The 19407-nt window shown below is 70.5% G+C and carries 19 protein-coding genes; all 19 read left to right on the top strand.

The genetic code is table 11. The features are described from left to right. Positions 1-279, top strand: a 279-nt coding sequence (locus EAO71_RS31750) for a DALR anticodon-binding domain-containing protein (RefSeq protein ID WP_261992433.1), incomplete at its 5' end; no start/stop codon positions are given. 10 nt (positions 280-289) lie between these two features. Then, a complete protein-coding gene (gene lysA / locus EAO71_RS31755; protein ID WP_147981228.1) occupies positions 290-1681 on the top strand; it encodes a diaminopimelate decarboxylase in 1392 nt (463 codons plus the stop codon). A gap of 105 nt (positions 1682-1786) precedes the next feature. Then, entirely contained in the window at positions 1787-3079 is a 1293-nt protein-coding gene (locus EAO71_RS31760; RefSeq protein WP_187282894.1) for a homoserine dehydrogenase, read from the top strand. A gap of 6 nt (positions 3080-3085) precedes the next feature. Next, positions 3086-4156, top strand: coding sequence for a threonine synthase (gene thrC / locus EAO71_RS31765; RefSeq protein WP_147981229.1), 1071 nt, complete (start codon positions 3086-3088; stop codon positions 4154-4156). A gap of 314 nt (positions 4157-4470) precedes the next feature. Next, positions 4471-5388, top strand: coding sequence for a homoserine kinase (thrB, locus tag EAO71_RS31770; RefSeq protein ID WP_147981230.1), 918 nt, complete (start codon positions 4471-4473; stop codon positions 5386-5388). A gap of 382 nt (positions 5389-5770) precedes the next feature. Then, positions 5771-7786, top strand: coding sequence for a transcription termination factor Rho (gene rho, locus EAO71_RS31775; RefSeq protein ID WP_315986624.1), 2016 nt, complete (start codon positions 5771-5773; stop codon positions 7784-7786). Positions 7787-8002: 216 nt separating this feature from the next. After that, entirely contained in the window at positions 8003-9094 is a 1092-nt protein-coding gene (locus tag EAO71_RS31780; protein WP_147981232.1) for an LCP family protein, read from the top strand. A gap of 233 nt (positions 9095-9327) precedes the next feature. Beyond that, positions 9328-9546 (top strand): 50S ribosomal protein L31, encoded by a 219-nt coding sequence (rpmE, locus tag EAO71_RS31785; protein WP_147981233.1) that lies wholly within the window; start codon positions 9328-9330, stop codon positions 9544-9546. 116 nt (positions 9547-9662) lie between these two features. Next, positions 9663-10739, top strand: coding sequence for a peptide chain release factor 1 (gene prfA / locus EAO71_RS31790; protein WP_147981234.1), 1077 nt, complete (start codon positions 9663-9665; stop codon positions 10737-10739). Positions 10740-10783: 44 nt separating this feature from the next. Continuing rightward, positions 10784-11629, top strand: a complete 846-nt coding sequence (gene prmC, locus EAO71_RS31795; protein WP_147981235.1) for a peptide chain release factor N(5)-glutamine methyltransferase — start codon at positions 10784-10786, stop codon at positions 11627-11629. 53 nt (positions 11630-11682) lie between these two features. Next, on the top strand, positions 11683-12330 hold the full coding sequence (locus EAO71_RS31800; RefSeq protein WP_147981236.1) for an L-threonylcarbamoyladenylate synthase: 648 nt from the start codon (positions 11683-11685) through the stop codon (positions 12328-12330). Further along, entirely contained in the window at positions 12327-12971 is a 645-nt protein-coding gene (locus EAO71_RS31805) for an arsenate reductase/protein-tyrosine-phosphatase family protein (RefSeq protein ID WP_147981237.1), read from the top strand. Before EAO71_RS31800 ends, EAO71_RS31805 begins: the two co-directional genes overlap by 4 nt. Positions 12972-13122: 151 nt before the next feature. Beyond that, positions 13123-14370: a serine hydroxymethyltransferase gene (locus EAO71_RS31810; RefSeq protein ID WP_147981238.1), complete on the top strand. Its 1248-nt coding sequence runs from the start codon at positions 13123-13125 to the stop codon at positions 14368-14370. A 107-nt stretch (positions 14371-14477) separates the two neighbouring features. Further along, positions 14478-15821, top strand: coding sequence for an MraY family glycosyltransferase (locus EAO71_RS31815; RefSeq protein ID WP_147981239.1), 1344 nt, complete (start codon positions 14478-14480; stop codon positions 15819-15821). Between the two features lie 270 nt (positions 15822-16091). Then, complete coding sequence (locus EAO71_RS31820; RefSeq protein WP_147981240.1) at positions 16092-16529, top strand: hypothetical protein; 438 nt, start codon at positions 16092-16094, stop codon at positions 16527-16529. Between the two features lie 225 nt (positions 16530-16754). Then, complete coding sequence (atpB, locus tag EAO71_RS31825; RefSeq protein WP_147981241.1) at positions 16755-17564, top strand: F0F1 ATP synthase subunit A; 810 nt, start codon at positions 16755-16757, stop codon at positions 17562-17564. A 90-nt stretch (positions 17565-17654) separates the two neighbouring features. Beyond that, positions 17655-17912, top strand: a complete 258-nt coding sequence (gene atpE / locus EAO71_RS31830; protein ID WP_147981242.1) for an ATP synthase F0 subunit C — start codon at positions 17655-17657, stop codon at positions 17910-17912. A 42-nt stretch (positions 17913-17954) separates the two neighbouring features. Then, complete coding sequence (locus EAO71_RS31835; protein ID WP_147981243.1) at positions 17955-18500, top strand: F0F1 ATP synthase subunit B; 546 nt, start codon at positions 17955-17957, stop codon at positions 18498-18500. Continuing rightward, complete coding sequence (locus EAO71_RS31840) at positions 18497-19312, top strand: F0F1 ATP synthase subunit delta (RefSeq protein ID WP_147981244.1); 816 nt, start codon at positions 18497-18499, stop codon at positions 19310-19312. Before EAO71_RS31835 ends, EAO71_RS31840 begins: the two co-directional genes overlap by 4 nt. The last annotated feature ends 95 nt before the right edge of the window (positions 19313-19407 follow it).

A 19407-nucleotide genomic window follows, 5' to 3' on the forward strand; every position in this document is an offset into this window, starting at 1 on the left:
CCCCAAGAGCCCCCCGCCGCCCGTCGTCTCGTCGGCGTGCTCGGGGACCAGCCCGTCGTCCTCGCCGCCGCCGCGCGGCATCGCGCGCCCGACCGGGTCGTCCGGCAGTTGGAGGCGGTCGCCGACGCGCTGCTCGACTTCCAGCACACGGTGCTGCCCCGCGGCGACGAGAAACCCTCGGCCGCCCACCGCTCCCGGCTCGCGCTCGCCGAAGCCGCCGGGACGGTGCTCGCCGGTGGCCTGTCCCTGCTCGGCATCACCGCACCCGATCGGATCTGAAAGAGCAGACATGAGTCGTTCCGCCCACCCCGCAGGGCCCCGCCACGCCGACGTCCTCCCCGAGGGGCACTACACCGCGCCGCCCACCGACCTGAACCGGCTCGACCCCAAGGTCTGGGCCCGGACGGTCGAGCGGAACGAGCAGGGTGTCGCCACCGTCGGCGGGCTGACGGTCGCCGAGCTCGCCGAGGAGTTCGGCACCCCCGCCTACTTCCTCGACGAGTCGGACTTCCGCGCCCGCTGCCGCGCCTGGGCGGACGCCTTCGGCAAGGACGCCGACGTCTTCTACGCGGGCAAGGCCTTCCTCTCCCGGGCGGTCGTGCGGTGGCTCAAGGAAGAGGGACTGAACCTCGACGTGTGCTCCGGCGGCGAGCTGGCCACCGCCCTCGACGCCGGCATGCCGCCCGAGCGCATCGCCTTCCACGGGAACAACAAGTCCCCCGAGGAGATCGAGCGGGCTGTCGCCGTCGGCGTCGGCCGCATCGTCCTCGACTCCTTCCAGGAGATCGTCCGCGTCGCCCACACCGCCCAGGCCCTCGGCAAGCGCCAGCGCGTCCAGATCCGGGTCACCGTCGGCGTCGAGGCGCACACCCACGAGTTCATCGCCACGGCGCACGAGGACCAGAAGTTCGGCATCGCCCTCGCCGGCGGCCAGGCCGCCGAGGCCGTGCGCCGGGCGCTGCGCCTGGACGGCCTGGAGCTCATCGGCATCCACTCGCACATCGGCTCGCAGATCTTCGACATGGCCGGCTTCGAGGTCTCGGCCCGCCGTGTCGTCCAGCTGCTCGCCGAGGTCCGCGACGAGCACGGCGTCGAGCTGCCCGAGATCGACCTCGGCGGCGGGCTCGGCATCGCGTACACCTCCGAGGACGACCCGCGCGAGCCGCACCACATCGCCAAGGCCCTCACCGAGATCGTGACGCGCGAGTGCGAGGCCGCCGGGCTGCGCACGCCCCGCATCTCGGTCGAGCCCGGGCGGGCGATCGTCGGCCCGACCGCGTTCACCCTCTACGAGGTCGGCACGATCAAGCCCCTCGACGGACTGCGGACCTACGTGAGCGTCGACGGCGGCATGTCCGACAACATCCGGACCGCGCTGTACGACGCCGAGTACAGCGTCGCGCTCGTCTCGCGGACCAGCGAGGCCGAGCCGATGCTGTCCCGGGTCGTCGGCAAGCACTGCGAGAGCGGCGACATCGTGGTCAAGGACGCTTTCCTGCCCGCCGACTTGGCGCCGGGCGACCTGATCGCCGTGCCGGCGACCGGCGCGTACTGCCGGTCCATGGCCAGCAACTACAACCACGCGCTCCGCCCGCCTGTCGTCGCCGTCCGCGACGGCGAGGCCCGGGTGATCGTCCGACGCGAGACGGAGGAAGATCTCCTGCGCCTCGATGTCGGGTGATGAAATAGATGTCTCAGGATCCGGACGGAGGGCAGAAACCTCCGTCCGGTGAGTGAGACTGGTTCCCACCGTAGAGATACGAAGAAGTACGAGAAACGAGGTCGGATGATGCGTACGCGTCCGCTGAAGGTGGCGCTGCTGGGCTGTGGTGTGGTCGGCTCAGAGGTGGCGCGCATCATGACGACGCACGCCGACGACCTCGCCGCGCGCATCGGCGCCCCGGTCGAGCTCGCCGGCGTCGCGGTCCGCCGACCGGACAAGGTCCGCGAGGGCATCGCGCCCGAGCTGATCACCACCGACGCCACCGCCCTGGTCAAACGGGGCGACATCGACGTCGTCGTCGAGGTCATCGGCGGCGTCGAGCCGGCCCGCTCCCTCATCACCACCGCCTTCGAGCACGGCATCTCGGTCGTCTCGGCGAACAAGGCGCTGCTCGCCCAGGACGGCGCGAGCCTGTACGCCGCCGCCGAGCAGCACGGCCAGGACCTCTACTACGAGGCCGCCGTCGCCGGCGCCATCCCGCTCATCCGGCCGCTGCGCGAGTCCCTCGCCGGCGACAAGATCAACCGCGTGATGGGCATCGTCAACGGGACGACGAACTTCATCCTCGACAAGATGGACACCTCCGGCGCCGGGTACTCCGAGGCGCTCGACGAGGCCACCGCCCTCGGATACGCCGAGGCCGACCCGACCGCCGACGTCGAGGGCTTCGACGCCGCCGCCAAGGCCGCGATCCTCGCCGGGATCGCCTTCCACACCCGGGTCCGGCTGGACGACGTCTACCGCGAGGGCATGACCGAGGTCACCGCCGCGGACTTCGCCTCCGCCAAGCGCATGGGCTGCACCATCAAGCTGCTCGCCATCTGCGAGCGCTCCGCCGACGGCGAGTCCGTCACCGCGCGCGTGCACCCCGCGATGATCCCGCTGAGCCACCCGCTGGCCTCCGTCCGCGAGGCGTACAACGCGGTCTTCGTCGAGGCCGAGGCCGCCGGACGGCTGATGTTCTACGGCCCCGGCGCCGGTGGTTCCCCGACCGCCTCGGCCGTACTCGGCGACCTCGTCGCCGTGTGCCGCAACAAGCTCAACGAGGCCAACGGCCCCGGCGAGTCCGCGTACACCCAGCTGCCCGTGAGCCCCATGGGCGAGGTCGTGACGCGGTATCACATCAGCCTCGACGTGGCCGACAAGCCGGGCGTCCTCGCCCAGGTCGCGACGGTCTTCGCCGAGCACGGCGTGTCGATCGACACCGTCCGCCAGACGGGCAAGGACGGCGAGGCCTCCCTCGTCGTCGTCACCCACCGCGCGCCCGACGCCGCCCTCTCGGGGACCGTCGAGGCGCTGCGCAAGCTCGACACCGTGCGCGGTGTCGCCAGCATCATGCGTGTTGAAGGGGAGTAAGGACCCATGACCAGCAAGGGCACCCACCAGTGGCGCGGCATCATCGAGGAGTACCGGGACCGCCTTCCGGTCACGGACAAGACGCCCGTCGTCACGCTCCGTGAGGGGGGCACGCCGCTCGTCCCCGCTCAGGTGCTCTCCGAGCGCACCGGATGCGAGGTGCACCTCAAGGTCGAGGGCGCCAACCCCACCGGGTCCTTCAAGGACCGTGGCATGACGATGGCCATCACCCGGGCCAAGGAGGAGGGCGCGCAGGCCGTCATCTGCGCCTCCACCGGCAACACCTCGGCGTCCGCGGCCGCTTACGCGGTGCGCGCCGGCATGGTGTCCGCCGTCCTCGTGCCGCAGGGCAAGATCGCGCTCGGCAAGATGGGCCAGGCCCTCGTGCACGGCGCGAAGATCCTCCAGGTCGACGGCAACTTCGACGACTGCCTGACGCTGGCGCGCAGCCTCTCCGAGAACTACCCGGTGGCTCTGGTCAATTCGGTCAACCCGGTGCGTATCGAGGGTCAGAAGACCGCCGCGTTCGAGATCGTCGACGCGCTCGGCGACGCCCCCGACATCCACGTGCTGCCGGTCGGCAACGCCGGCAACATCACGGCGTACTGGAAGGGGTACACCGAGTACGCCGCCGACGCGATGTCCACGCACCGGCCGCGGATGTGGGGCTTCCAGGCCTCCGGCTCGGCGCCGCTCGTGCGCGGCGAGGTCGTCAAGGACCCGACGACCATCGCGACCGCGATCCGCATCGGCAACCCGGCCTCCTGGGACTACGCGATCGCCGCGCGCGACGAGTCGGGTGGCTTCATCGACGAGGTGACGGACCGTGAGATCCTGCGCGCCTACCGCCTGTTGGCCTCCCAGGAGGGCGTCTTCGTCGAGCCCGCCTCGGCCGCGTCGGTGGCCGGCCTGCTGAAGGCCGCCGAGCTGGGCAAGGTCGACCCGGGCCAGCGGATCGTCTGCACGGTCACCGGCAACGGCCTGAAGGACCCCGACTGGGCGGTCGCCGGCGCGCCGCAGCCCGTCACCGTCCCGGTGGACGCCGCGGCCGCCGCCGAGCGCCTCGGTCTCGCGTAACCCCGGTTCCGCGCGATCCGGTCCGGTCCGCCCTCCGCGGCACCCCCGGTGGCTCCCACCAGGGGATTCCCCGCGGAGGCAAACCCGACCAGGAACGTACATAGGCGCACAGGAAGGCTCGCGACACGCATCGTGCGCCTCCTGTGCGCCCTATGTCGCCACAGAACCTTCCTTCGATAGGCTGTACCGAAACCCGCCCCGTTGCATATGCGCGGTGTCGTTGCCGTTGTCGCCCCCGAGGCAGAAACGGCCCCCGGGTCTTGCGTACTTCTCTTGGAAATCCCGCAGTCAGAGTCAAGGAGAGTCATCGAGCGATGGCCGGTCCCGCGTTCCGCGCCGCCGCCGTAAGGGTGCGCGTTCCCGCCACCAGCGCCAACCTCGGCCCGGGCTTCGATGCCTTCGGCCTGTCGCTGGGTCTCTACGACGACGTCGTCGTCCGGGTCGCCGACTCCGGGCTCCACGTCGACATCGCCGGCGAGGGCGCCGACACGCTCCCGCGCGACGAGAGCCACCTGCTCGTGCGCTCCCTGCGTACGGCCTTCGACCTGCTCGGCGGGCAGCCGCGCGGCCTCGAGGTCGTCTGCGCCAACCGCATCCCGCACGGCCGGGGCCTCGGCTCCTCCTCCGCCGCCATCTGCGCCGGCATCGTGGCCGCCCGCGCCGTGACCATAGGCGGGGACGCCCGCCTCGACGAGGCGGCCCTGCTGGAACTGGCCACCGAGATCGAGGGCCACCCCGACAACGTCGCCGCCTGTCTGCTCGGCGGATTCACCCTCGCCTGGACCGAGTCGGGTGCCGCCCGGGCGATCAGGATGGCTCCCTCCGATTCCATCGTTCCGGTGGTTTTCGTCCCCGGGAAGCCGGTGCTGACCGAGACCGCCCGCGGCCTGCTGCCCCGTACGGTCCCGCACGTCGACGCCGCGGCCAACGCCGGGCGCGCCGCGCTCCTCGTGGAGGCGCTGACCCGCCGCCCCGAGCTGCTGCTCGCGGCCACCGAGGACCGGCTGCACCAGGAGTACCGGGCGCCCGCGATGCCGGAGAGCATCGCGCTCGTGAACCGACTGCGGGCGGACGGTGTCCCCGCGGTCATCTCCGGCGCGGGCCCCACGGTGCTCGCGCTGGCCGAACACGGGACGGCCGACAAGGTCGCCCGACTGGCAGGCGACGGATGGGCCGCGAACCGGCTCGACCTCGACGCGTCCGGAGCGAGTGTTCTGCCGCTCGCCCCGTAGGGCGCGGGATTGCCGGTGATGGAGAGGGGGAATGTTTGTTGGAGCCGGTAGTGTTAACCTCAAGTCTGCACCCGAGGTCTTTGTGGCGCGGTGCGGAGTGTCCCCATCAGGGACCACCCATTCTTCCGGAAGCCTCCTCAACTGCCTGAGCAGCCTGCCTGAGCAGTTTTGAGCACGCTCCGGAACCGGCACGACACCCCTCGCTCTCCCACGGTGAGGGCCGAGCAGGGGGCCTCGGGCCGGACCCACAGCACGTTTTTTCTCTTCCGCCGCACCCGGCGGGACCACCGCCCCGACACGGTCCACAAGCAGGATCGGCGTCGGACAGCACAACCGGTCGCCGAGCCAGATGGCCGACGTCCGCTCCAGGGAAGGACCCTTCGTGAGCGACACCACCGATCTGATGGGCGTGACTGCCGACAACAGTGTCGACGCCACCGCGCCCGCCGCAGGTGCTGCCACCGGCACCACCGCACGGCGCCGCCGCTCCGGCACCGGCCTTGAGGGCATGGTCCTGGCCGAGCTGCAGCAGGTCGCGTCCGGCCTCGGCATCAGGGGCACCGCGCGCATGCGCAAGAGCCAGCTGATCGAGGTCATCAAGGAGGCGCAGGCCGGAGGCTCCGCCCCCGCCAAGGCCGCCTCCGCCGATTCGGCCGAGACCAAGCCGAAGCGCCGCACCACCTCGAAGACCCGCACGGGCGAGGCCGCGCCGGAGAGCGCCGCCCCCAAGGCGGAGAAGGCCGAGAAGGCCGTCGCCCAGCAGCAGATCGACATCCCCGGTCAGCCCGCCAGCGACGACCAGCCGGCCGGCGAGCGTCGCCGTCGCCGCGCCACCGCCCCGGCCGGCGCGCCCGAGGGCGAGGCCAAGGCGGAGACCGCCCAGGCCGCCAAGGGCGAGACGCGGACCGAGACCCGTACCGACGCGTCCGGTGACGGCAAGGCCGAGGCCGCCGTCGACGGCGCCGAGGGCCGTGGCCGTCGTGACCGCGGCGAGCGCCGTGACCGCGGCGAGCGCGGTGAGCGCGGTGAGCGTCAGCGCGACCGCCGTGACCGCGGCCGTGGCGACGACCAGCAGGGCGGTGGCCAGGGCGGCCAGCGTCAGCAGCGCCAGGGCGGCCAGCAGGGTCAGCAGAACGGCCCGCAGGACGACTTCGACGACGAGGGCGGCCGTCGTGGCCGTCGCGGACGCTACCGCGACCGTCGCGGCCGTCGTGGCCGTGAGGACTTCGGCGGCCCCGAGGTCCAGGTCAACGAGGACGACGTCCTGATCCCCGTCGCGGGCATCCTGGACATCCTCGACAACTACGCGTTCATCCGGACCTCCGGCTACCTGCCCGGCCCGAACGACGTGTACGTCTCCCTCGCCCAGGTCCGCAAGAACGGCCTGCGCAAGGGTGACCACGTCACCGGCGCCGTGCGCCAGCCGAAGGAGGGCGAGCGCCGCGAGAAGTTCAACGCGCTGGTCCGCCTGGACTCCGCGAACGGCATGGCCGCCGATTCCGGCCGTGGCCGCCCGGAGTTCAACAAGCTGACCCCGCTCTACCCGCAGGACCGCCTCCGTCTGGAGACGGACCCGGGTGTGCTGACCACGCGGATCATCGACCTCGTGTCGCCGATCGGCAAGGGCCAGCGAGGCCTGATCGTGGCCCCGCCGAAGACCGGCAAGACCATGATCATGCAGGCGATCGCCAACGCGATCACCACGAACAACCCCGAGTGCCACCTGATGGTCGTCCTGGTCGACGAGCGTCCGGAAGAGGTCACCGACATGCAGCGGTCGGTCAAGGGCGAGGTCATCTCCTCGACCTTCGACCGTCCGGCCGAGGACCACACCACCGTCGCCGAGCTGGCCATCGAGCGCGCCAAGCGTCTCGTGGAGCTGGGTCACGACGTGGTCGTCCTGCTCGACTCGATCACCCGCCTGGGCCGCGCGTACAACCTCGCCGCCCCGGCCTCCGGCCGCATCCTGTCCGGTGGTGTCGACTCGACCGCGCTCTACCCGCCGAAGCGCTTCTTCGGTGCCGCGCGCAACATCGAGGACGGCGGCTCGCTGACCATCCTGGCCACCGCGCTGGTCGACACCGGCTCGCGCATGGACGAGGTGATCTTCGAGGAGTTCAAGGGCACCGGCAACATGGAGCTCAAGCTCGACCGGAAGCTCGCCGACAAGCGCATCTTCCCGGCGGTGGACGTCGACGCGTCCGGTACCCGCAAGGAGGAGATCCTGCTCGGCAGCGACGAGCTCGCCGTCACCTGGAAGCTGCGTCGCGTGCTGCACGCGCTCGACCAGCAGCAGGCGATCGAGCTGCTGCTCGACAAGATGAAGCAGACGAAGTCGAACGGCGAGTTCCTGCTGCAGATCCAGAAGACGACCCCGTCGGCCGGCAACAACGACTGACGAGATCTCCGTCACGCGGCGGTGATCCGGCCCCCCGGGCCGTGATCCCCGCCGCGACCTGCGCAAAGACCACGATGCCCACCGTGCCTCGCACGGTGGGCATCGTGCGTCGCGGACCGTCGCGCTCCATCACTCATCCAAACCTCACAGAGGACTATGCAACCCTTTCGGGTGCTTCGCCGTCACAGAAGGTGAACCATAGACCCGAGGTAGAAGATGACCGAGCAGTCCAGGAACGCCCGCATACGTGGCACCGGCAGCCGCCGTAAGCCGCCCACCAGGGGCAGGCGCGCGGCGATCGCCGCCGCCTGGGGCGCCGCCGTGCTCGTCGTGGTCGGGGGCTCCGGGCTCGGGTACACGTACCTCAAGCTCAACGGCAACCTCGAGGGCGTCGACATCAACACCCGGCTCGGCTCCGACCGCCCCCAGAACGTCGACGACGGATCGATGGACATCCTCGTCCTCGGTTCCGACTCCCGCTCCGGCGACAACGGCGCGTACGGCAAGGACGAGGGCGGCGCCCGCTCCGACACCGCGATGGTCGTGCACGTCTACGAGGGCCACAAGAAGGCGAGCGTCGTCTCGATCCCGCGCGACACCCTCGTCGACCGCCCGAAGTGCACCGACGATCAGGGCGGCACCGTCGCCGGCGACGACCGGGCGATGTTCAACACCGCGTACGAGGTCGGCGGCCCGGCTTGCGCCGTCAAGACCGTCGAGTCGATGTCCCGCATCCGCATGGACCACTACATCGAGGTCGACTTCAGCGGCTTCAAGAAGCTCATCGACAAGCTCGGCGGCGTCGACGTCACCACCACGGTCCCCATCAAGGACGCCAAGAGCCACCTCGACCTCGCCCCGGGCACCCACACGCTCGACGGCGAGCAGTCCCTCGGCCTGGTGCGCACCCGCAAGAGCGTCGGCGACGGCAGCGACCTCGGCCGCATACAGCTGCAGCAGGCCTTCATCAAGGCGTTCATCGCGCAGGTCAAGGACGTCGGCGTGCTGAGCAGCCCGCAGAAGCTCCTCGGCCTCGCCGACACCGCCACCAAGGCGATCACCCCGGACTCCGAGCTCGACTCGGTCGACGAGCTCCTCGGCTTCGCCCGCGGCCTCGGCAGGATCGGCGCGGACGACGTCGACATGGTGACCATGCCGGTCCGGTACGACCCCGCCGACCCGAACCGGGTGGTGCCCCTGCAGGCCGAGGCCGACCAGGTCTGGAAGGCGCTGAAGGCGGACCGCCCGATCCCCGCCTCGGCGACCGAGGACGCGGCCACCGGCAAGGCCGAGGGCGTCGTCCGGTAGTCCCGGCACCGTCCCGCACCACCCCGTGCCGCCCCGGAACCGCCCCTGGACCCGGCCGCGGAACCGCCCCCCGGACCCGGCCGCGGAGACGCTCCGGCCGTGGCCGGAATAGTTTCGCGCAGGACCCGGTTTTGGGAGATACGGCCGGTCCTGGCAGACTGGTACGTCGGCCCCGGTTCACGCATGTGCATCCCGCACGGCGACCCGGTGCCCTCCCGAAACTAGGAGACACCTTGAAGCGCGAGATCCACCCCGAGTACGTCGAGACCCAGGTCAGCTGCACCTGTGGCGCGTCGTTCACCACCCGTAGCACCCTGACCGACGGCACCATCCGTGCCGAGGTCTGCTCCGAGTGCCACCCGTTCTACACGGGCAAGCAGAAGATCCTCGACACCGGCGGCCGCGTCGCCCGCTTCGAGGCCCGCTTCGGCAAGGGTGCGGCCAAGAAGTAGCACGTCACTGCGCCGGTCCTTGGTCGCTCCCGCACGGGGGGACCGGACCGGCGCTTTGCCGTCCCCGCAGTGGTTTTCCCGCAGCCCCCCTCACGAATCCACCCCAGGAGCACCCGATGTTCGAAGCGGTCGAGGACCTGGTCGGCGAGCACGCCGACCTCGAGAAGAAGCTCGCCGACCCTTCGGTCCACTCCGACCAGGCGAACGCGCGCAAGCTCAACAAGCGCTACGCGGAGCTGACCCCGATCATCGGCACCTACAAGGCGTGGAAGCGGTCGGCCGAGGACATCGAGACGGCCAAGGAGCTGGCCGCCGACGACCCCGACTTCGCCGCCGAGGTCAAGGAGCTGGAGAAGCAGCGCGAGGAGCTGACCGACAAGCTGCGGCTGCTGCTCGTCCCGCGCGACCCCAGCGACGACAAGGACGTCATCCTCGAGATCAAGGCCGGCGCGGGTGGCGACGAGTCCGCCCTGTTCGCCGGCGACCTGCTGCGGATGTACCTGCGCTACGCCGAGCGCGTGGGCTGGAAGACCGAGATCATCGACTCCACCGAGTCCGAGCTCGGCGGCTACAAGGACGTCCAGGTCGCCGTGAAGACCAAGGGCGGCAACGGCGCGACCGAGCCCGGCCAGGGCGTCTGGGCGCGGCTGAAGTACGAGGGCGGGGTGCACCGCGTCCAGCGCGTGCCCGCCACCGAGTCCGCCGGCCGGATCCACACCTCCGCGGCCGGTGTCCTCGTGACCCCCGAGGCCGAGGAGATCGACGTCGAGATCCACCAGAACGACCTGCGGATCGACGTCTACCGCTCGTCCGGCCCCGGCGGCCAGTCCGTCAACACGACCGACTCCGCGGTGCGCATCACGCACCTGCCGACCGGCATCGTGGCCTCCTGCCAGAACGAGAAGAGCCAGCTCCAGAACAAGGAGCAGGCCATGCGTATCCTCCGCTCCCGGCTGCTCGCCGCGGCCCAGGAGGAGGCCGAGTCCAAGGCCGCGGACGCCCGCCGCAGCCAGGTACGCACCGTCGACCGCTCCGAGAAGATCCGGACCTACAACTTCCCGGAAAACCGCATCTCGGACCACCGCGTCGGCTTCAAGGCGTACAACTTGGACCAGGTGCTCGACGGCGACCTGGACCCGATGATCCAGGCCTGTGTCGACGCCGACTCGGCCGCCAAGCTCGCCGCGGCCTGAGCACACGAGCCCGTCAGCCCCACCCCGCACCACGGAGGACCAGCGTGAACCTGCTGCTTGCCGAGGTGGCCCAGGCCACCCAGCGGCTGGCCGACGCCGGCGTGCCCTCACCGCGTTTCGACGCGGAGGAGCTCGCCGCGTTCGTGCACGGCGTGAAGCGGGGGGAACTGCACAACGTCAAGGACGCCGACTTCGACGCCCGCTACTGGGAGACGATCGCCCGTCGCGAGGCGCGTGAGCCGCTCCAGCACATCACCGGGCGGGCGTTCTTCCGCTACCTGGAGCTCCAGGTGGGGCCCGGTGTCTTCGTGCCCCGTCCGGAGACCGAGTCGGTCGTCGGCTGGGCCATAGACGCCGTGCGCGCCATGGACGTGGTCGAGCCGCTGATCGTCGACCTGTGCACCGGCTCGGGCGCGATCGCGCTCGCCATGGCGCAGGAGGTCCCGCGCGCCCGCGTGCACGCCGTGGAGCTGTCCGACGACGCCCTGGTCTGGACCCGGAAGAACGCCGAGGGCTCGCGGGTCACCGTCCACCAGGGCGACGCGCTGAGCGCCCTGCCGGAGCTCGACGGCCAGGTCGACCTCGTCATCTCCAACCCGCCGTACATCCCGCTCACCGAGTGGGAGTACGTGGCGCCCGAGGCCCGTGACCACGATCCTCAGATGGCGTTGTTCTCGGGCGAGGACGGTCTCGACACCATCCGGGGCATCGAGCGCACCGCACACCGGCTGCTGCGCCCCGGGGGTCTCGTGGTCATCGAGCACGCGGACACGCAGGGCGGCCAGGTTCCGTGGATCTTCAACGAGGAGGCCGGCTGGGCGGACGCCGCCGACCACCCCGACCTGAACAAGCGGCCGCGTTTCGCGACCGCCCGCAAGGCGACGCCATGACGTCCCCCTGCCCGAGAGACCCCGTAGTGACCACGAACTGGGAGGCCCGCTAAATGGCTCGGCGATACGACTGCAACGAGGCGACCGACCGCGTGACGGGTCTGCGCGAGGCCGCGTCCGCCGTCCGCCGCGGCGAGCTGGTCGTGCTGCCCACCGACACCGTCTACGGGATCGGCGCGGACGCCTTCAGCTCGGAGGCCGTCGCGGACCTGCTGGCGGCCAAGGGCCGGGGCCGCAACATGCCCACCCCGGTGCTGATCGGCTCCCCGAACACGCTGCACGGGCTCGTCACGGACTTCTCCGAGCAGGCGTGGGAGCTCGTCGACGCGTTCTGGCCGGGCGCGCTGACGCTGGTCGCGCGTCACCAGCCGTCGCTCCAGTGGGACCTCGGCGACACCCGGGGGACCGTCGCGATCCGGATGCCGCTGCACCCCGTCGCGATCGAGCTGCTGACCGAGGTCGGCCCGATGGCCGTGTCCTCGGCGAACCTGACGGGACACCCCTCTCCGGAGGACTGCGACGCGGCGCAGGGCATGCTCGGCGACTCCGTCTCCGTCTACCTGGACGGCGGCCCGACGCCCGGCATCGTGCCCTCCTCCATCGTCGACGTGACCGGCAAGGTCCCGGTGCTGCTGCGTGAGGGCGCGCTGTCCCCGGAGGAGCTCCGCAAGGTGGTACCCGACCTCGAGGTGGCCAGTTGACGGCCCCTGAGGGGCGTGGCATAGCGGGGCCGGAGAGCAGTTCCTTCCGCATCCTCCACGTCAGTACCGGCAACGTGTGCCGCTCGCCGATCACCGAGCGGCTGACGCGGCATGCCCTGTGCGACCGGCTGGGCGACCCGCGCGGCGGCGGCCTGATCGTGGAGAGCGCGGGCACCTGGGGCCACGAAGGGGCTCCGATGGAGGCCAACGCCGAGCTGGTCCTCGCCGACTTCGGCGCGGACGCCACCGGCTTCACGGGCCGTGAGCTGCTGGACGAGCACGTCATCAGGGCGGACCTCGTGCTGACGGCGACCCGCGACCACCGGGCCCAGGTCATCTCGATGGGGCACTCGGCGGGTCTGCGCACCTTCACCCTGAAGGAGTTCACCCGCCTGGTCCGCGCGATAGACCCCGCGACGCTGCCGGATCCGCGGGACGAGGGCATGGTCGAACGTGCCCGCGCCCTGGTCCGTGCGGCCGCGGCTCTACGCGGGTGGCTTCTGGCCCCGAGCGTGGAGGCGGRCGAGGTGAACGACCCGTACGGAGCACCGATCACCTTCTTCCGCTCGATCGGCGACGAGATCAACCAGGCGCTGGACCCGGTCGTCACGGCGCTGACCGGCGTGTCCGCACGGCGCTGACGGCCGGCCCGCGCGGGGCGGCGCCGGCCCGGACGCGGGGGAGCGGCCGGCCGGCTTGGGCCGGACGGCCCAGCCGCGGGTGAACGGCGGGCAGAGCCGGGGCGACGCGCCTACATTGGAGCTGAAGCCCAGCCCACGCCGGGAGCCACAGATGCCGGTCACCGCTCCACCCGAAGAGGAACTCGACGTCCTGCGGCGGCAGGACCCGGAGATCGCCGACGTGCTGCTCGGGGAGGTGCGCCGGCAGACCGAGGACCTCCAGCTGATCGCCGCCGAGAACTTCACCTCGCCCGCCGTCCTGGCCGCGCTCGGCTCCCCGCTCGCCAACAAGTACGCCGAGGGATATCCCGGCGCCCGCCACCACGGCGGCTGCGAGTACGCGGACGCCGCCGAGCGGATCGCCGTCGACCGGGCCAAGTCCCTCTTCGGCGCCGAGCACGCGAACGTCCAGTCCCATTCGGGCTCCTCCGCGGTCCTGGCCGCGTACGCGGCCCTGCTGAGGCCCGGGGACACCGTGCTGGCCATGGGGCTCGCCCACGGCGGCCACCTCACCCACGGCTCGCCCGCGAACTTCTCCGGGCGCTGGTTCGACTTCGTGCCCTACGGCGTCGACGCCGAGACCGGGCTCATCGACTACGAGCAGGTCGCCGCGCTGGCCCGCCACCACCGTCCCAAGGCGATCGTCTGCGGTTCGATCTCCTACCCGCGACACATCGACTACGCGGTCTTCCGCGACATCGCCGACGAGGTCGGCGCCTACCTCATCGCCGACGCCGCCCACCCGATCGGGCTGGTCGCCGGGGGAGCGGCGCCCAGTCCCGTCCCGTACGCCGACGTCGTCTGCGCCACCACCCACAAGGTGCTGCGCGGTCCCCGCGGCGGCATGGTCCTGTGCGGGGCCGATCTGGCCGACCGGGTCGACCGGGCGGTGTTCCCGTTCACCCAGGGCGGTGCCCAGATGCACACCATCGCCGCCAAGGCGGTCGCCTTCGGCGAGGCGGCCGCCCCCGGCTTCGCCACGTACGCCCATCAGGTGGTCGCGCACGCCCGGGTGCTCGCCGCGGCGCTCGCCGCCGAGGGCTTCGCCGTCACCACCGGGGGCACCGACACCCACCTCATCACCGCCGACCCCGCGCCGCTGGGCGTCGACGGCCGCACGGCCCGGCTGCGGCTGGCCGCGGCCGGCATGGTGCTCGACACCTGCGCCCTGCCGTACGGGGACGGGCGCGGGCTGCGTCTCGGCACGGCCGCCGTCACCACCCAGGGCATGGGCGCCCCGGAGATGGCCCGGATCGCCGCGCTGTTCACGCTCGCGCTGCGCGACGACGCCGCGGAGACGGCCCGCGTGCGCGCGGAAGTGCGCTCCCTTACGGGTGGATTTCCCCCGTATGGCGGGTGACGGGCCTCACAGTGCAACCGTACGCACCGGTCGGATGTCCTCAAGCACATGGACGGCCCGGCTAGGGTGTGGGGCTGAGATGGCCAGCGATTCCTGTGGGGCAGCCCGTGCGTGATTACCTGCTGACGCTCTGTGTCACGGCCGCGGTGACCTATCTGCTCACCGGTCCGGTGCGGAAGTTCGCCATCGCGACCGGGGCGATGCCGGAGATCCGCGCCCGCGACGTACACCGAGAACCGACTCCGCGGCTCGGTGGCATCGCCATGTTCTTCGGGCTCTGCACCGGACTGCTGGTCGCGGACCACCTGCAGAACCTGAACAGCGTCTTCGAGCTCTCCAACGAGCCTCGCGCGCTGCTCTCCGGCGCCGCCCTGATCTGGCTGATCGGCGTCCTCGACGACAAGTTCGAACTCGACGCGCTCATCAAGCTGGGCGCGCAGATGATCTCGGCCGGCGTGATGGTCATGCAGGGTCTGACGATCCTGTGGCTGCCGATCCCCGGTGTCGGCACCGTCGCGCTGACCCAGTGGCAGGGCACCCTCCTGACGGTCGCCCTGGTGGTCATCACCATCAACGCGGTGAACTTCGTCGACGGTCTGGACGGCCTGGCCGCCGGCATGGTCTGCATCGCCGCGGCGGCGTTCTTCCTGTACGCCTACCGGCTCTGGTACGGCTACATGATCGAGGCCGCCGCCCCCGCGACGCTGTTCGCGGCGATCCTGATGGGCATGTGCCTCGGCTTCCTGCCGCACAACATGCACCCGGCCCGGATCTTCATGGGCGACTCCGGCTCGATGCTGATCGGCCTGATCCTGGCCGCGTCGGCGATCTCGATCACCGGGCAGGTCGACCCGGACACCCTGAAGCTGTTCGAGGGCTCGACCCGAGAGGCCACCCACGCCGCGCTCCCGGTCTTCATCCCGCTGCTGCTGCCGCTCACGATCATCGCGATCCCGATGGCCGACCTGGTGCTGGCGATCGTGCGCCGCACCTGGAACGGGCAGTCCCCGTTCGCGGCCGACCGCGGCCACCTGCACCACCGGCTGCTGGAGATCGGCCACTCGCACAGCCGGGCCGTGCTGATCATGTACTTCTGGTCGGCGCTGATCGCGTTCGGCACGCTCGCCTACTCGGTGCACTCCACGTCGATGTGGATCGTGCTGACGGTCGTCTTCCTGAGCGCGCTCGGTCTGGTGCTGCTCCTGCTGCCGCGCTTCGCGCCGCGGGCGCCGAGATGGGCGGAGTCCTTCGTGCCGCCCCGGTACCGCCGTTCCCGTCCCGTCCAGCCGGAGGCAGCCTCCGCGGCCGTCTCCGGGGCGGCTGGGACCCCTCAGGGCGCCCTGGAGGACCGTCCCGAGCGCATTCCGGTGCCGGCCGGGGTCAACGGGTCGACCGCCATCGGTCACCGCTCGCGCTTCACCGACCGGCGGAAGGCCGGAACGCCGAGTTGACGAATGCCCCGCACGGGCGCATTACCAGACAACTCGACGTCGCTTCGCGCACACACGCGCGGAGTACCTCTCATGTGTGACAGTCCGCACACCCACGGGTAAAGACCTATTCAAATAGTTTGTGATACGGTTCACGAGACCCGGCGACAGAGCCGAAAGACCGTAGTGCGACGGTCTGTTGGCCCCGAGACACACCTCGGACCGGGCCTACGCTCGTCCTCGACGACACCCCTGCACCACTGCCCCCACCAAGCAAGCGGAGACACCGCCATGCCGTCCAACGACGCACGCATCCTTCTGTCAGCTGCCATTCCCGCTGCGGCCACCGGCGCCATCGCCGCGGTCATCAGCGGCGTGGTCGCCGGCGGCGAAGGGGTGCTCGGCGCCGTCCTCGGCTGCGTCGTGGTCATCGCCTTCATGGGTATCGGGCTCGTGGTGCTCCAGCGGACCGCGAAGTCGCTCCCGCACCTGTTCCAGGCCATGGGGCTGATGCTCTACACGGCCCAGCTGCTGCTGCTGTTCATTTTGATGGCCCTGCTGAAGAACACCACCTGGTTCGACTTCAAGGCGTTCGCCTTCACCCTGCTCGCAGTGACCATCGTGTGGATCGCCGCACAGGCCCGTGCCTACATGAAGGCCAAGATCCTTTACGTCGACCCCGACTCCTCGAACGGCGACAAGCCCAAGAAGACGGGGTCGTCGACGTGAGGGGTAGGGCCGGGATAAAGGCGCCATCGGCTTCCTGCTATCGTCCGGTGCCAACTGCGGCATTGCGGGCGCGGGCATCCGAGCTGACGCCTGTCCCAGCGCGAGGCTCGACGCCGAACCGCCGCCCCCCTATCCGTAAGACCAGTCCAGTGCCGACCCGCGGCTGCGTGCCGCGCCGACACAACGAGGTTGCCGTACCTATGCGCCACGCTGAAGGAGCCCGCGGTGAGTGCTGACCAGACGCTTGCCTTCGACCCGGATTGCCACATCTTCAGTGGATGCGGCTTCCCGGCGCCGGGCCTGCACACGTTCATGTACGAGCCGATCGCCACGTGGGGCGGCTTCGAGTTCACGAAGCCCATGCTGCTCGCGATCCTGGGCTCGATCGTGGTCGTCGGGTTCTTCTGGGCCGCCTTCAACAAGCCCAAGCTGATCCCCGGCAAGATGCAGATGGTCGGCGAGGCCGGGTACGACTTCGTGCGCCGCGGCATCGTCTACGAGATCATCGGCAAGAAGGACGGCGAGAAGTACGTCCCGCTGATGGTGTCGCTGTTCTTCTTCGTGTGGATGCTCAACCTCTGGTCGATCATTCCCCTCGCCCAGTTCCCGGTCACCTCGCTGATCGCCTTCCCGGCCGGTCTCGCCCTGATCGTGTACGTCCTCTGGGTCTCGCTGACCTTCAAGAAGCACGGCTTCGTCGGCGGCTGGAAGAACATCGTCGGTTACGACAAGTCCCTCGGCGCGATCCTCCCGATGGTCGTCGTCCTGGAGTTCTTCTCGAACCTCCTCATCCGGCCCTTCACGCACGCGGTGCGACTGTTCGCGAACATGTTCGCCGGTCACCTGCTCATCGTGATGTTCTCGCTGGCCACCTGGTACCTCATGAACGGCCTGGGCTTCGTCTACGCCGGCGCCTCGTTCGTGATGGTCCTCGTGATGACCGCCTTCGAGCTCTTCATCCAGGCCGTCCAGGCGTACGTCTTCGTCCTCCTGGCCTGCAGCTACGTCCAGGGCGCGCTCGCCGAGCACCACTGAGCCCGACCAGACCAGCCGCACCACCCCCAAGCCAACTGTCGTCCGGTGGCCAACCCCCACCGGGTCATTGAAAGAGAAGGAAGTAACGGCATGTCCGCTGCTCTCGACATGGTCAACCTCGCCGCCGRCGCCAAGGAGAACGTCGTCGGCAACGTCGCCTCGATCGGCTACGGCCTGGCCGCGATCGGCCCCGGCGTCGGCGTCGGCATCATCTTCGGTAACGGTACGCAGGCCCTCGCCCGCCAGCCCGAGGCCGCCGGTCTGATCCGCACCAACCAGATCATGGGCTTCGCGTTCTGTGAGGCGCTCGCCCTCATCGGCATCGTCATGGGCTTCGTCTACCAGTAAGCCGGACCGACAGCCCGAACCTTTTTTACGGAAGGCACTGATGTGAACGCTCTGCTTCTTGCGCAGGCGGAGGAGCCCCAGCCTCCTCTGATCCCGCATCTTGACGAGCTCGTCATCGGCCTGATCGCCTTCGTCATCGTCTTCGGCTTCCTCGCCAAGAAGCTCCTCCCGAACATCAACAAGGTTCTGGACGAGCGTCGCGAGGCCATCGAGGGCGGCATCGAGAAGGCCGAGTCGGCCCAGATCGAGGCCCAGAGTGTGCTGGAGCAGTACAAGGCCCAGCTCGCCGAGGCCCGCCACGAGGCCGCGCGTCTTCGCCAGGAGGCGACGGAGCAGGGCACCGCGATCATCCAGGAGATGAAGGCGGAAGGCCAGCGCCAGCGCGAGGAGATCATCGCGGCCGGCCACACTCAGATCGAGGCCGACCGCAAGGCCGCGGCGACTTCGCTGCGCCAGGACGTGGGCAAGCTCGCCACCGACCTGGCCGGCAAGCTGGTCGGTGAGTCCCTCGAGGACCACGCCCGCCAGAGCCGCACGATCGACCGCTTCCTCGACGAGCTCGAGGAGAAGGCCGAGGCCGTCCGATGAACGGAGCGAGCCGCGAGGCACTGGCCGGCGCGCGCGAGTCCCTCGACGCGCTGACCGACAACACCTCGGTCGACGCCGCGAAGCTCGCGGGCGAGCTGGCCGCGGTCACCGCGCTGCTCCACCGCGAGGTGTCGCTGCGTCGGGTCCTGACCGACCCGGCGCAGGCGGGCGAGGCCAAGGCCGAGCTCGCCGGGCGACTGCTCGGCGGTCAGGTGGGCGGCGCGGCCGTCGACCTGGTGTCCGGCATGGTGCGTTCCCGCTGGTCGCAGTCGCGTGACCTGGTCGACTCGGTCGAGGAGCTGGCGAACACCGCCGACCTCACCGCGGCGCAGCAGGCCGGCGCGCTCGACGACGTCGAGGACGAGCTGTTCCGGTTCGGCCGGATCGTCTCCTCCAGCACCGGGCTCCGCTCGGCGCTGACGGACAAGGCCGCCACGGCGTCCGCCAAGAGCGAGCTGCTGCGCAGCCTGCTCGGCGGCAAGGCCAACCCGGTCACCGAGCGTCTGGTCGTCCGTCTCGTGACGCAGCCGCGTGGACGTAGCCTGGAAGCGGGACTCGAGTCCCTCTCCAAGCTCGCCGCGGCGCGGCGGGACCGGATGGTCGCGGTCGTCACCACTGCGGTGCCGCTGTCCGACCAGCAGAAGCAGCGCCTCGGTGCCGTCCTGGCCAAGCTGTACGGCCGCGAGATGCACCTGAACCTCGACGTGGACCCCACGGTCCTCGGCGGGATCGCGGTGCAGGTCGGCGACGAGGTCATCAACGGGACCATCGCGGAGCGCCTCGACGAGGCGACCCGGCGACTGGCCGGCTGACGGCAGCAGCCACCAAAACAACAAGCATGACCAGCGGCCCGGTTGGGCCGTGCAGAGATTGCAGAAGATTCCTGGGGGTCGGCCCCCAGACCCCT

Origin of the sequence: Streptomyces sp. MS191, assembly GCF_008042125.1 — a bacterium.
Classification (GTDB): Bacteria; Actinomycetota; Actinomycetes; order Streptomycetales; family Streptomycetaceae; genus Streptomyces.

Bases quoted from the DNA above. Each gene is read 5' to 3' on its own strand.
- lysA (WP_147981228.1), top strand. From the start codon at position 290: ATGAGTCGTTCCGCCCACCCCGCAGGGCCCCGCCACGCCGACGTCCTC.
- EAO71_RS31760 (WP_187282894.1), top strand. From the start codon at position 1,787: ATGATGCGTACGCGTCCGCTGAAGGTGGCGCTGCTGGGCTGTGGTGTG.
- thrC (WP_147981229.1), top strand. From the start codon at position 3,086: ATGACCAGCAAGGGCACCCACCAGTGGCGCGGCATCATCGAGGAGTAC.
- thrB (WP_147981230.1), top strand. From the start codon at position 4,471: ATGGCCGGTCCCGCGTTCCGCGCCGCCGCCGTAAGGGTGCGCGTTCCC.
- EAO71_RS31780 (WP_147981232.1), top strand. From the start codon at position 8,003: ATGACCGAGCAGTCCAGGAACGCCCGCATACGTGGCACCGGCAGCCGC.
- prfA (WP_147981234.1), top strand. From the start codon at position 9,663: ATGTTCGAAGCGGTCGAGGACCTGGTCGGCGAGCACGCCGACCTCGAG.
- EAO71_RS31800 (WP_147981236.1), top strand. From the start codon at position 11,683: ATGGCTCGGCGATACGACTGCAACGAGGCGACCGACCGCGTGACGGGT.
- EAO71_RS31810 (WP_147981238.1), top strand. From the start codon at position 13,123: ATGCCGGTCACCGCTCCACCCGAAGAGGAACTCGACGTCCTGCGGCGG.
- EAO71_RS31820 (WP_147981240.1), top strand. From the start codon at position 16,092: ATGCCGTCCAACGACGCACGCATCCTTCTGTCAGCTGCCATTCCCGCT.
- EAO71_RS31840 (WP_147981244.1), top strand. From the start codon at position 18,497: ATGAACGGAGCGAGCCGCGAGGCACTGGCCGGCGCGCGCGAGTCCCTC.